This window comes from Streptomyces sp. NPDC054757 (genome assembly GCF_053612185.1).
Genome location: NZ_JBSHBW010000008.1, coordinates 130600 through 145735, shown reverse-complemented (window position 1 = coordinate 145735; position 15136 = coordinate 130600). Strand labels below are relative to the sequence as shown.

Annotated in this window: 1 protein-coding gene; it reads right to left on the bottom strand. The window is 72.8% G+C overall.

The genetic code is table 11. The features are described 5' to 3' along the window. Window positions 1-109: 109 nt before the first annotated feature. Entirely contained in the window at window positions 110-15064 is a 14955-nt protein-coding gene (locus ACWGKJ_RS13250) for an SDR family NAD(P)-dependent oxidoreductase (RefSeq protein WP_453315730.1), read from the bottom strand. Window positions 15065-15136 lie beyond the last annotated feature (72 nt).

Below are 15136 nucleotides of genomic sequence, written 5' to 3'. Positions count from 1 at the left end.
CTCATCCCATCATCGGAGTTGGCTGACTGATTTCCCCGCACTGCAGCCTGCGGAACTGAGTAACGAAATCCGGTCGGGCGCCGGCATTTCCCGTATTTCAGGAAACCTCTCACCGGTCTTCGGGAGTGCCTTCCCGGAGTGCCGCCGTCAGTTCGCCGAGCAGGAACTCCGCGATGGCTTCCGGCATATAGAGGTCATAGACGAAGCCCTCCGGCAGTGTAAGACCAGTCAGCTCGTTCATTCTTTCCCGCAGTTGAACGGCCGACATCGAGGTCATGCCGAGTTCGAAGACGTCGCCGTACTGCGGGACGGAGTCGGAAGACCCGTATCCGAGCATCGCCGCGATCTCCTCCCGTACCAGTCCGCTCAGCAGCTTCTGCTGCTCGGCCGGGGAGACTTCGGCGAGCCGCTGCCGCCAGTCCGCAGTGGCGGCGTCCGGGCTGTCCGCCCCGGCGCCTTCGTCCCCTCCCGCGGCGCCGGGTGGGCCGTCGGGCTGGGGCTCCCCGTCCGGTGCGACGCTGTCCCGGCGCCAGGCGGAGAACCGCGCCAGCACCGCGCTCAGCGGCATGTCCTCCCGCAAGGGCTCGCCCGCGCCCAGCACCTCGGTCAGTGCGGCCATGTCCTGTTCCGCCAGCGCGGACCAGAATCGCTGCTCGTCAGGGGAGCCCGGGTCGGCCGCCCGCGCTTCGGGAGCGGCCTGGCGGGCCGACGGCTGAGGCCAGTACCGCTGCCGCTGGAAGGCGTAGGTGGGCAGGTCCACCCGGTGTCCGGCGCCCAGGACGGCGGCCCAGTCCACAGCCACACCCCGGACGTGCAGAGCCGCCAGTGCGGAGGTGAACGCCCGGATGCCTGTCTCCCGCTCGCGCAGGGTCGCGGTGACGACGGGCGCACCGTCGCGGCCCGCGCCGCTTTCCCCGGCCTCCAGGGCCTGCGCGAGGGCGGTGGCCAGCACCGGCCCCGGACCGACCTCGACGTAGGCACCGAACCCGGATCCGGCCAGGGCCTCGGCCAACTCCCCTACAGGTACGGCCGGTTCCTGCGAAGCGTCGGGCAGCCAGTGCCCGGCGTCCAGGTCCGGCCCGTCCACCCAGGCCATGGACCGGGTGGAGAAGAGCGGTACGGAACCCGGCCGCGGGTGGACCGCGAGCGGCCTGCGGTCGGCCGTCGGCCGGCCGGAGAGCACGGCGAGCGCGGCCGCTTCGGCGGCCGTCAGCACGCCGGCCACCTGGGCGGCGGCGATCTCGCCCAGCCCCTGCCCGGCCACCGCGGCGGGGTGCACGCCGGCCGAGCGCCACAGCGCCGCGAGCGACACCAGCACCGCCCACAGCACCGGGTGGCGGACCTCGGGGCTGCCGAGCGCCGGGCTGTCCTCGCCGGCCCGCAGCACCTCGGTCAGCTTCCAGTCCACATGGGGCGCGAGGGCCTGCTCGCAGTCGGCGATCCGGTCGGCGAAGACCGGGGACTCGTCGAGCAGCGCGGCGGCCGCGTCCAGCCCGACGTCTCCGTCGCGGCTCCCGTACGAGGCGGCCGGGCCGGGGAAGACGAACACCGTCTTCCGGCCCGCCGTGGCCGTGCCGGTCACCACGTCCCTGGTCTGCACCCCCGCGGCGGCCACCGCGAGGCCCGCGAGCAGCGCGTCGCGGTCCGCGCCCTGCACCACGGCGCGGTGGTCGAAGGAGGTACGCGTGGTGGCCAGCGAGAAACCGATGTCCACCGGGTCCGTACCGGGCCGCTCCAGCAGGAACTGGCGCAGCCGCCCCGCCTGGGCCCGGAGCGCCTCCGGGGTCCGTGCGGAGAGCAGCCAGGGCACCACCGGCAGCGGTGCCGGAGCGGCCGCCGGAGCCGGTTCGGCTCCGGACGGGGGCCCGGCCTGCGGCGCGGGCGCCTCCTCGACGATGACATGCGCGTTGGTGCCGCTGATCCCGAAGGAGGAGACACCGGCGCGGCGGAGCCGGCCGTCCGCCCGCCACGGCACAGGTTCGGTGAGCAGCCGCACCTCTCCGGAGGCCCAGTCGACATGGGGAGAGGGCTCGTCCACGTGCAGTGTGCGGGGCAGTTGGCCGTGCTGCAGCGCCAGCACCATCTTGATCACTCCGGCCACCCCGGCGGCGGCCTGGGTGTGGCCGATGTTGGACTTCACCGAGCCCAGCCACAGCGGCCGGTCGTCGGGGCGGTCCTGGCCATAGGTGGCCAGCAGCGCCTGTGCCTCGATGGGGTCGCCCAGCCTGGTGCCGGTGCCGTGCGCCTCCACCACGTCCACATCGGCGGATGTCAGGCCCGCGTTGGCGAGCGCCGCGCGGATGACCCGCTGCTGGGAGGGGCCGTTGGGCGCGGTCAGACCGTTGGACGCACCGTCCTGGTTGGTGGCGCTGCCGCGCAGTACCGCCAGCACCGGGTGCCCGTTGCGCCGGGCGTCCGAGAGCCGCTCGATCACGAGCAGGCCGGCACCCTCGGAGAAGCCGGTGCCGTCGGCCGTGGCGGCGAACGCCTTGCACCGGCCGTCCGCGGCGAGCCCGCGCTGCCGGGAGAACTCCACGAACGTGCCCGGGGTGGCCATGACGGTCACACCGCCGGCCAGCGCCAGCGAGCACTCTCCGGACCGCAGCGACTGCGCCGCCAGGTGCAGCGCCACCAGCGCCGACGAGCAGGCGGTGTCCACCGTCACCGCCGGGCCCTCCAGGCCGAAGGTGTAGGCGAGCCGGCCCGACAGGATGCTGGTGGCGATCCCGGTCATCAGATGGCCCTCGGACTCGGAACCGCCCTGTGCCAGGACGCTCATCTCGTAGCCGGACGCGTAGCCCCCGACGAAGGTGCCGGTCGGAGTGGACCGCAGGGTGGCCGGGTCGATCCCGGACCGCTCGAACGCCTCCCAGGCCAGCTCAAGCAGCAGCCGCTGCTGCGGGTCCATGGCAAGGGCCTCACGCGGGCTGATCTCGAAGAAGCCGGCGTCGAAGGCGCTGGCGTCCTGTACGAACCCGCCCGCCCGGGTGTACGAGGTGCCGCTCTGTGCGGCGTCCGGGTCGTACAGCCCCTCCAGGTCCCAGCCGCGGTCGGTGGGGAACTCCGAGATCGCGTCCTCGCCGTCGGAGAGCATCCGCCACAGGTCCTCGGGGCCTGCCATACCCCCGGGGAAGCGGCAGCTCATCCCGACGATGGCGATCGGATCGTCCGTCGCCCCGGTCGTGGTCGTGGCCGCTGCCGTGCCGGTCGCAGCCGTGGTGCCCGGCTCCGGACCCTCGCCGAGCCGTGTACGCAGGTGCCCGGCGAGCGCAGCCGGGTTCGGGTAGTCGAAGACCAGCGTGGCGGGCAGCCGCAGCCCGGTGGCGCTGCTCAGCCGGTTGCGCAGCTGGACGGCGGTGAGCGAGTCGAAGCCGAGGTCGGTGAAGGGCCGGCCGGACTCGATCGACTCCCCCGATGCGTGTCCCAGGACCGCGGCGACGTGTGCACGTACCAGGTTCAGCAGCAGTTCGTCGCGCTCGGCGGCGGGCAGGGCTGCCAGCTGCTGCTGTAGGGGGTCCGCGCCCGCGCCGTCCGCCCCGGCAGCGCTGCGGCGTCCGGTGCCGGCGGTGACCAACGTCCGCCACAGCGGCGGGACTTCCGCGCTGCGGGCCGCCTGGGCACGTAGCCCCGACAGGTCCAGTCGGGAGGCCACCAGGAGCGCCTCGTCCCGGGTCAGCGAGAGGTCCAGCAGCGCCAGTCCCTCATCGGCGCTCAGCGCGACCGCGCCGCTGCGCGTCAACCGGTCCCGGCCCGAATCCGACAGCTGCCCGGTCAGTCCGCTGGCGTCGGCCCACAGCCCCCAGGCCAGCGAAAGGCCCGGGAGCCCGGAGGCACGGCGCTCGGCGGCCAGTGCGTCCAGGAAGGCGTTGGCCGCCACATAGTTGCCCTGACCGGGCACCCCGAACGCCGCCGCTGAGGACGAGAACAGGACGAAGTGCTCCAGTTCCGGGGCGAGTTCCCGGGTCAGCTCATGCAAATTCCATGCGCCGTCCGCCTTCGGGCGCATCACGCCCGCCACCCGTTCCGCGGTCAGTGTCCCGACCGTGCCGTCGTCCAGCACACCCGCCGTGTGCACCACGGTCCGCAGCGGAACCTCCGCCGGCACCCCGGCCAGTACGGTGGCCAGCTCTCCACGGTCCGCCGCATCACACGCCACCACATCCACCGACGCACCGGCCTCGGCCAACCCCGCCGCCAAAGCGGCCACATCAGCCGCAGCCGGACCCGAACGGCTCGTCAACACCAACCGCTCGGCCCGCCCCGTCACCGCCAGATGACGCGCCACCAGACCACCCAACGTGCCCGTACCACCCGTGATCAGGGCGGTACGGGCGCTGTACGCGGCGGCCGAACGGTTCGAAGGACGTTCAACTGCCTTCGTGGAGCGGGATGGACGGCTCAGCCGGCGGCCGTATACGGCGCCGTCGCGGATCGCAGCCTCCGGCTCTCCGGTGCCCAGCGCGTCGGGCAGCAAGGCAATCTGCTCCCCGGTGGCGTTCGGCGGCAGGTCCACGAGGACCAGCCGGCCCGGGTTCTCCGACTGGGCCGAGCGCACCAGCCCGGCGAGAGCGGCAGCCGGCAGATCGGCCACCCCCTCACCGGCCGAGACAGCCCCGCCGCCCCGGGTGAGCACCACCAACCTGGCTTCGTTCAGGCGCTCTTCGGACAGCCACTGCTGCACCAGGCCGAGCGTCTCTCCGGTAGCCCGCGCCGCAGCCGTCGCCGCGTCGGCGCTGTCATCCTCGCCCCCGGCGCAGGCCAGAACCACAGCGGGCCGGCACTCCCCCGTCTCCACGGCAGCGGCAACTTCATCCGGTACGGAGAAGCAACGCACCCGCTTTCCAGCGCGGTTGAGGGCATCGGCCACACCGAAGCGATCGGTACCGAGCAGCGCCCACTCCCCGGCCGGGGACTCACCCCCGGGAATCCGGGTCCACTCCACGGTGAACAGGGCGTCCGCCAACCCGGCCCCAGAGGCGCGGAGTTGACCGCCCGCCACCGGACGCGTCATGAGCGATGCCACCGAGACCACCGGGGCGCCCAGCGCATCCGCGGCCGTCAGGGCCAGCGTGCCCCGCGCGTCACGGCGCAGCCGGGCGCGCAGTACCGACGCGCCGCTCGCATGCAGTTCGACGCCCGTCCACGCGAACGGCAACCGCACCTGGTCCGCTTCGCCCTGGGTCTCCGAACCGAGCAGAACGCCGGCCTGCAGCACAGCGTCCAGCAGCGCCGGATGGAGGCCGAAGGCAGCCGCGTCCTGCGCCACCTCATCGGGCAGCGCCACCTCGGCGAAGACCTCCGCACCGCGACGCCACGCGGCCCGCAGCCCCTGGAAGGCCGGCCCATAGCCGTACGGGCCCTCGTTCGCGGCCTCGTACAGACCCGAGACGTCCACCTTCGTGGCCCCGTGGGGCGGCCACACGGCGAAGTCCTCTTCCGCGACGGCAGCTCCCGCGGCGGGGGCGAGCAGACCGCCGGCGTGCTGCGTCCATGCCTCCGCGGGGTCTGTGCCGTCGGCCGAGTCGGGGCGGGAGAAGACCTCGACCGTCCGGCGGCCTTCGGCGTCCGCTTCGGCGAGTACGACCTGGACCTGCACCCCGCCGCCATCGGCGGGCAGCACCAGGGGCGCCTGGAGCGTCAGCTCCTCCAGCACCCCGCAGCCCACCTGGTCGCCGGCACACACCACCAACTCCACGAAACCCGTACCCGGCAGCAGTACGGCTCCACGAATGGCGTGGTCCGCCAGCCATGGATGCGTCCGCACCGACAGACGTCCCGTGCACACCAGACCGGCCCCTCCGGCCAGTTCCACCACGGCACCAAGCAGCGGATGACCCACCGCGCCCAGCCCCAGCGACACCGGGTCCCCGCCCACAGCCGCCGCCCCGGCCGCCTTCGGCCAGAAGCGCTCGTGCTGGAAGGCGTACGTCGGCAACTCGACCTGCTCACCGACGGGCAGTACCGCGCGCCAGTCGACCGGCGCCCCACCCACGAACGCCTCGGCCAGCGAAGTCAGCAGACGTGCCTCGCCGCCCTCGTCGCGGCGCAGCGTCCCGCAGACGGCGGCCGATACGACACCGGGGCCCGCCTCCTGCGCGACCTCTTCCAAGGTGTCGTTCATCGCGCCCAGCAGCACCGGATGCGGGGTCACCTCGATGAACAGCTGATGGCCACGGCCCGCCAGGGCCCGCACCGCACGGTCGAAGTACACGGTGGCACGGAGGCTGCGGAACCAGTACCCGGCGTCCAACTCCTCACCGGTCAGGGTCTCGCCGGTCATCGCGGAGACCATCGGGACACGGCCCCAACGCGGAGTGATCGCGGCAAGGGCTGTGGTGATCTCCTCCTCCAGGCGGTCCACCTGAGCGGAGTGCGAGGCGTAGTCCACCGCCACCATCCGCGCCCTGGCACCCTCAGCCTCGAACTCCGCCTTCAACTCCTCCAGAGCGCCCGGCTCACCCGAAACCACCGTCACCGAAGGCCCGTTCACCGCAGCCAGCGACGCACGCTCACCGAAACGGGTAAGACGCTCCTCGACCTCGGAAGCGGGACGGCTGATCGACAGCATCCCGCCCCGGCCCGCCAGCACCTTCAGCGACCGGGAACGCAGGGCGACCACCCGCGCACCGTCCTCAAGGGACAACATCCCCGCAACCGTCGCCGCAGCAATCTCACCCTGCGAATGCCCCACCACAGCCTCCGGGGCAACACCCGCCGCCTCCCACACCGCAGCCAACGACACCATCACCGCCCACAGAGCAGGCTGAACCACATCAGCCGCCTCCAACGCAGGCGCACCATCCGCACCCGCAAGGACCTCGTCCAACGACCAGTCCACATAAGGCGAGAGCGCAGCCGCACACTCACCCAGCCGCGCCGCGAACACCGGCGACACCTCCGCCAGCTCACGCCCCATCCCCACCCACTGCGAACCCTGACCCGCGAACGCGAACACCGGGCGGGAGCCCGAGCGGGCCACCCCGGACACCACCGAACCCGAAGGCACACCGGCCGCCAGACTCTCCAGCCCGGCCACCAGCTCCGTACCGTCACCGCTCACCACCACAGCCCGGTGCTCGAACGCGGACCGGGTCGTCGCCAACGACCACGCCACATCAGCCGTTTCCAGCTCCGGGCGGGCAGCCACCCACGCCCCCAGCCGCTCCCCCTGCCCCGCGAGCCCCGCAGCAGAACGCCCCGACACCACCCACGGCACCACCGCACCGGCCTCAGCGCCGGAGAGCACCCGTGCCGAAGCTGCGGGGCAGCCGTCCGTGAGGTGGTCGTCCGTCTCCGGGTTCTCCTCTCCTGTCTCCTCGGCGGGGGCCTCCTCCAGGAGCACGTGGACGTTGGTACCGCTGATACCGAAGGAGGAGACACCGGCGCGGCGGACCTGGCCGTCGGGCCGCCACGGCACCGCTTCGGTGAGCAGCCGCACATCTCCGGCGCTCCAGTCGACATGCGGGGACGGCGCGTCGGCATGCAGGGTGCGCGGCAGCTGCTCGTGCTGAAGCGCCAGCACCATCTTGATGATCCCCGCGACACCCGCTGCGGCCTGGGTGTGACCGATGTTGGACTTCACCGAGCCCAGCCACAGCGAGCCGCGCTCGCCGCGGTCCTGGCCGTACGTGGCCAGCAGCGCCTGCGCCTCGATCGGATCACCCAGCCTCGTACCCGTACCGTGCGCCTCCACCACGTCCACATCGGCGGGCGTCAGCCGGGCGTTGGCCAGCGCCGCGCGGATCACCCGCTGCTGCGAGGGGCCGTTGGGCGCTGTCAGACCGTTGGACGCACCGTCCTGGTTGACGGCGTCTCCCCGTACCAGGGCCAGCACCTTGTGCCCGTTGCGGCGGGCGTCCGCCAGCCGCTCCACGACCAGCACACCGGTGCCCTCGGCGAAGCCCATGCCGTCCGCGTCGGCGGAGAACGCCTTGCAGCGGCCGTCCTCGGCCAGGCCGCGCTGTTGACTGAAGCCCACGATCCCGTCCGGGGTGGAGATGATCGTGGTGCCGCCCGCGAGCGCCAGGGAGCACTCGCCGGCGCGGATCGCCTGGGCGGCCAGGTGCAGCGCGACCAGGGAGGAGGAGCATGCCGTGTCCACCGTCACCGCCGGGCCTTCGAGACCGAGCGCGTACGAGATCCGGCCGGACAGCACACTGGTGGCGAAGCCGGTGGTGGCGCTCCCCTCCGCGCCCTCGCTCCCGGCGGCCAGACCGATCCCGTAGGCCGAGGCGAAGCCGCCGACGAAGACACCGGTCTGGCTGCCGCGCAGCGCGGCCGGGTCGATGCCCGCCCGCTCCAGCGCCTCCCAGGAGGTCTCCAGGATCTGCCGCTGCTGCGGGTCCATGGCAAGGGCCTCACGCGGGCTGATCCCGAAGAAATCGGCGTCGAAGCCTCCGGCGTCCGAGACGAATCCGCCGTCCCGCGCGTAGGAGGTGCCCACGCTGTCGGGGTCCGGGTCGTAGAGGCCCTCCACGTCCCAGCCCCGGTCGTCCGGGAAGCGTGAGACGGCGTCCGTCCCCCCGGCGAGCAGGCGCCAGAACTCCTCCGGGCCGTTGACGTCGCCGGGGAACCGGCAGGCCAGGCCGACGATCGCGAGGGGTTCGCCGGAGGCGGCGTCGGCCGTGCGGACCGGCGGCAGGCCGACGGTGTGCTCGTCCCCGTCGCCGACGAGCCGGGACCTCAGGTGACCGGCGAGCGCGAGCGGGTTGGGGTAGTCGAAGACCAGGGTGGCCGGGAGCCGCAGCCCGGTCGCACCGTTCAGCCGGTTGCGGAGCTCGACGGCGGTCAGCGAGTCGAAGCCGATGTCGGTGAAGGCCCGGCACGGCTCGATCGCCTCCGCCGACGTGTGCCCCAGGACGGCCGCCACGTGGGTGCGGACCAGGTCGGTCAGCAGCCGCATCCGCTCCGGTTCCGGCAGTCCGGCCAGCTGCTGCGGCAGCGAGTCGGCACCACCGCCGTCCGCACCGGCGGCGGTTCGCCGCCCGATGCCGGCGGTGACCAGCGCCCGCCACAGCGGCGGGACCTCCGTGCTGCGGGCCGCCTGGGCCCGCAGCGCCGCCGGGTCCAGCCGGAAGGGAACAACCGCCGCCTCGTCGCCCGCCAGAGAGAGGTCCAGCAGCGCCAGCCCCTCATCGGCGCTCAGCGCGACCGCGCCGTTGCGGGATATCCGGGACCGGTCGGATTCCGTCAACTGCCCGGTCAGGCCGCTGGCGTCGGCCCACAGGCCCCATCCCAGCGAAAGGCCCGGGAGCCCGGAGGCACGGCGCTCGGCGGCCAGTGCGTCCAGGAAGGCGTTGGCCGCCACATAGTTGCCCTGACCGGGCACCCCGAACGCCGCCGCTGAGGACGAGAAGAGTACGAAGTGGTCGAGGTCCAGCCCACGGGTGAGTTCATGCAGGTTCCAGGCACCGTCCGCCTTCGGGCGCATCACGCCCGCGATCCGCTCAGGGGTCAACGAGGCCACCGTGCCGTCGTCCAGCACACCCGCCGTATGCACCACGGTCCGCAGCGGAACCTCCGCCGGCACCCCGGCCAGTACGGTGGCCAGCTCTCCACGGTCCGCCGCATCACACGCCACCACATCCACCGACGCACCGGCCTCGGCCAACCCCGCCGCCAAAGCGGCCACATCAGCCGCAGCCGGACCCGAACGGCTCGTCAACACCAACCGCTCGGCCCGCCCCGTCACCGCCAGATGACGCGCAACCAGACCACCCAACGTGCCCGTACCACCGGTAATCAGGGCAGCACGGGCGCTGTGCGCGGTGGCCGGACGGGGCTCGGCGAGGTGGGCGGGGAAGGTCAGGACGATCTTTCCGGTGTGCCGGGCCTGCTGCATGAAGCGGAACGCGTCCCGTGCCCGGCGCACGTCCCAGGCCCGCAGCGGAAGACGCTCCAGCTCCCCGGCGACCACCAGCTCCACGATCCGGCCGAGCATGGTGCCCAGCCTCTCGGGGCCCGCCTCACCCAGGTCGAAAGGCCGGTAGTGGACGCCCGGGTGTTCCCCCGCGACGACTTCCGCGTCACGGACATCCGTACGGCCCATCTCCACGAACGCCCCGCCACGCGGCAGCAACCGCAACGACGCGTCAGTGAACTCGCCCGCCAGCGAATTCACCACCACGTCCATACCGGCACCACCCGTGGCAGCCAGGAACTCCGCCTCGAAACCCACCCCACGCGACGACGACACATGCGCCTCATCCAGGCCCATCCCCGCCAGCACCGACCACTTGCCCGGACTCGCCGTCGCAAAGACCTCCAACCCCAGATACCGGGCAATCCGCACCGCCGCCATACCCACACCACCAGCACCGGCATGCACCAACACCCGCTGACCCGACTTCACACCCGCCAACTCCACCAACGCATACCAAGCCGTCATGAAGGCCGTCGGCACCGAGGCCGCATCGGCGAAGGTCCATGCGTCCGGTACGCGGACCAGCTGGCGGGCGTCGGTGACCAGTACAGGGCCGAAGCCGCCCTGGGCCACGCCCATCACCCGTTCACCCGGGGCCAGTTGGGTGACGCCAGGTCCGGCTTCGAGCACTGTTCCGGCGATCTCACTGCCGAGTACTCCGCCGCCGGGGTACATACCCAGCGCGATCAGCACATCACGGAAGTTCAGCCCCGCGGCACCGACCGCCACCCGCACCTGACCCGCCGACAACGGGCCATCCACCCCAGGAACCGGCACCAACGCCAGCCCCTCCAGCGAACCACCCGCATCCGGCTCCAGCCGCCACACACCCTCAGGAACCACCAACGCACCCGAAGACCGCGTCAACCGCCGCCCGTACAACACACCGTCCCGGACAGCGACCTCAGGCTCTCCGGCGGCGACGGCGGCCGGAAGAGCGGCGATCTGCCCGGCGGTACGGGTGGCCGGGAGGTCCACCAGGAGCAGCCGGTCCTCCGGGTTCTCCGACTGCGTCGAGCGCACCAGCCCGGCGAGAGCGGCGGCCGGCAGGTCGGCCACCCCCTCACCGGCCGAGACCGACACACCACCACGGGTGAGCACCACCAACCTGGCGTCGCCGAGCCGGTCTTCGGCCAGCCACTGCTGCACCAGGCCCAGCGTCTCACCGGTCGCCCGCGCCGCGGCCGACGCCGGATCGTCCGCGCCGTCCGCGCCGCCGGCGCAGACCAGGACCACGGCGGGCGTGTACTCCGCAGCCTCCGCGGCGGCAGCGGCATCCGCCAGCCCGGAGAAGGTCCGCACCGGGGTGCCGGACTGTTCCAGGGTCTCGGCGACACCGAAGCGGTCGGTGCCGAGCAGCGCCCACTCCCCGGCTACGGGTTCTCCCCCCGCGATCGGTGTCCAGGCGACGGTGAACAGTGCGTCCGCGACTGCCATATCGGCGGAGCGGAGGCGGTCGGTGTCCACCGGGCGGGTGATCAGCGAGGCCACCGAGAGCACGGGCCGGCCTGCCGGGTCGGCGGCCGTCATCGCCAGGGTGCCCGCCGCGTCGCGGCGCAGCCGGGCGCGGAGCACCGAGGCGCCACTCGCATGCAGCTCGACCCCCGTCCATGCGAACGGAAGCCGCACCTCGCCGGTCGTACCCTCTCCGGCTCCGCCCATCAGGAAGGAGGCGTGCAGTACGGCGTCGAGCAGGGCGGGGTGCAGGCCGAACGCGGGGGCGTCCTGCGCCACCCCCTCCGGGAGGGCGACCTCGGCGAAGACCTCCTCGCCACGGCGCCACACCGCCTGGAGCCCCTGGAACGCCGGGCCGTAGCCGTACGGGCCCTCGTTCGCGGCCTCGTACAGACCCGAGACGTCCACCTTCGTGGCCCCGCGGGGCGGCCATACCGCGAAGTCGTCGTCGGTGGCGGCGGCCGGGCCGGTGGGGGCGAGCAGTCCGCTCGCGTGCCGGGTCCACACCTGGGGCTGGTCGGGCGCGTCCGGGCGCGAGAAGACATCGACGGGGCGGCGGCCGTCCGCTCCGGTTTCGGCCAGCACCACCTGGATCTGCACGGCTCCGCCGTCGTCGGGGAGGGTGAGCGGCGTCTGGAGCGTCAGCTCCTCCAGGAGCCCGCAGCCGACCTGGTCACCGGCGCGTACGACCAGTTCCACGAAGCCGGTCCCCGGCAGCAGCACCACACCGTCCACCGCGTGGTCAGCCAGCCACGGATGCGTACGCACCGACAGCCGACCGGTGCACAACGTGCCTGCTCCACCGGCGAGTTCAACTGCTGCTCCCAGCAGCGGATGACCCATGGCACTGAGGCCCAGCGCCGCCGGGTCGCCGCCCGTGACGGTGCCGGCGGCCTTCGGCCAGAAGCGCTCGTGCTGGAAGGCGTACGTCGGCAACTCGACCCGCCGCCCTCCGGGGAGCACCGCTTCCCAGTCGACCGGCGCCCCACCCACGAACGCCTCGGCCAGCGAGGTCACCAGCCGTTGCGTGCCGCCCTCGTCCCTGCGCAGCGTCCCGCAGACGGCGGCCGGCTCCGTACCCGGTCCGGTCTCCTGGGCGAGGTCCTGAAGGGTGTCGTTCATCGCGCCCATCAGGACCGGGTGCGGGGTGACCTCGATGAAGAGCTGGTGTCCGCGGCCCGCCAGGGCCCGTACCGCGCGGTCGAAGTGGACCGTGGCACGGAGGCTGCGGAACCAGTAGCCCGCGTCCAGCTCCTCACCGCTCAGGGTTTCGCCGGTCATCGCGGAGACCATCGGGACACGACCCCGACGCGGGGATATCCCGGCCAGCGCGGCCGTGATCTCCTCCTCAAGCCGGTCCACCTGAGCGGAGTGCGAGGCGTAGTCCACCGCCACCATCCGCGCCCTGGCACCCTCAGCCTCGAACTCCGCCTTCAACTCCTCCAGAGCGCCCGGCTCACCCGAAACCACCGTCACCGAAGGCCCGTTCACCGCAGCCAGCGACGCACGCTCACCGAAGCGGACCAGACGCTCCTCGACCTCGGAGGCCGGGCGGCTGATCGAGAGCATCCCGCCCGCACCAGCAAGCACCTTCAGCGACTTCGAGCGCAGCGCCACCACCCGGGCACCATCCTCAAGGGACAACATCCCCGCAACGGTCGCCGCCGCGATCTCGCCCTGCGAATGCCCGACCACAGCCTCCGGGGCGACACCGGCCGCCTCCCACACCACAGCCAACGACACCATCACCGCCCACAGAGCAGGCTGAACCACATCAGCCGCCTCCAGGACAGGCGCACCCTCCGCCCCCGCCAGTACATCGTCCAACGACCAGTCCACGTACGGCGAGAGCGCCTCGGCACACTCACCCAGCCGCGCCGCGAACACCGGCGAAACCCCCGCCAGCTCACGCCCCATCCCCACCCACTGCGAACCCTGACCCGCGAACGCGAACACCGGACGGACACCGGAGCGGGCCACCCCGGACACCACAGCGCCGGTCGGAACGCCCGTAGCCAGGCTCTCCAGGCCGCCGGTCAGCTCGGCGCGGTCCGTACCGACCACCACCGCCCGGTGCTCGAACACCGAGCGAGTGACCGCCAACGACCGGGCCACATCGGCCGGCTCCAACTCGGGACGGGCAGCCACCCACTCCCGCAGCCGTTCCGCCTGCGCGCCCAGGCCCGCAGCCGAACGGCCGGACACGACCCATGCACCGGCACCCGACACCAGCGGCGCGGGGGCCGTGGTCCCGGCGCCCTCTTCCCCGGTCTCCGCCGGGGCCTCATCGGCGGTGGCCTCAGGTGCCTCCTCCAGGAGGACGTGCGCGTTGGTTCCGCTGAGGCCGAACGAGGAGACACCGGCGCGCCGCACCCGCTCCCCGCTGGGCCAGGGCATCTGCTCCGTCAGCAGCCTGACGTCCCCCGCGGCCCAGTCCACGTGCGGCGATGGCTCGTCCGCGTGCAGGGTCCGGGGCAGCTCGCCCTGCCGCAGGGCCATCACCATTTTGATGACCCCCGCGACACCGGCCGCCTGCTGGGCGTGGCCGATGTTGGACTTCACCGAGCCCAGCCACACCGGACGGCCTTCGGGACGGTCCTGGCCGTAGGTGGCCAGCAGCGCCTGCGCCTCGATCGGGTCACCCAGCGTCGTACCGGTGCCGTGCGCCTCCACCACATCGACATCGGCCGCCGTCAGGTGGGCGCCGGCCAGTGCGGCACGGATCACCCGCTGCTGGGACGGGCCGTTGGGCGCGGTCAGGCCGTTGGACGCACCGTCCTGGTTGATGGCTGAGCCCCGCACCACCGCCAGCACCTCGTGGCCGTTCCGGCGGGCGTCCGAGAGGCGCTCGACGACGACCATGCCGGCGCCCTCGCCCATGCCCATGCCGTCCGCGTCGGCGGAGAACGCCTTGCAGCGGCCGTCCTGGGCCAGGCCGCTCTGCCGGGAGAACCCGACGAGCCCGACGGTCGATGCCATCACTGTGGCGCCCCCGGCCAGCGCCATCGAGCACTCCCCGGAGCGCAGCGCCTGGCAGGCCAGGTGGAGCGCGACCAGTGAGGACGAGCAGGCCGTGTCCACCGACACCGCCGGGCCCTGCAGCCCGAGCAGATAGGAGATGCGCCCGGACATCACGCTGACCGCGCCACCGGTCATCAGGTGCCAGTAGAGGTCGTCGGTGTGCAGGGCCGGGTTGGCGTGGTAGTCCGATGTGGCGGCCCCGACGAACACCCCCGTCTGCGTGCCGCGGAGCGAGGAGGGTGCCACACCGGCCCGCTCCAGCGCCTCCCACGACGTCTCCAGGAGCAGCCGCTGCTGCGGGTCCATCGCCAGCGCCTCACGCGGGCTGATCCCGAAGAACCCCGCATCGAAGCCGGCCGCGTCCTGGAGGAAGCCGCCCTTGGCCACGGAGGAAGTGCCCTGGTGGTCCGGGTCGGGGTCCTGGACGCCCCCGGTGTCCCAGCCGCGGTCGGCGGGGAAGCCGGAGATGGCGTCCCCGCCTGTCGCGACCAGCTCCCACAGCTGCTCAGGGGTGGTCACACCGCCCGGGTACCGGCAGCTCATGCCGACGATCGCCAGCGGTTCCGATGCCGCATCGACGAGCCGGCGGTTCTGCTGCCGCAGCCGCTCGGTCTCCTTGACCGAGGCACGCAGCGCTTCCAGGAGCTTGTCGGCCTGTCCGGTCATCGCTGCCTCCACACATCGAGCACTTCACATGTCATTCGCGGCACCGTCCGCGACCTCTTCCCCCGCGTCGTG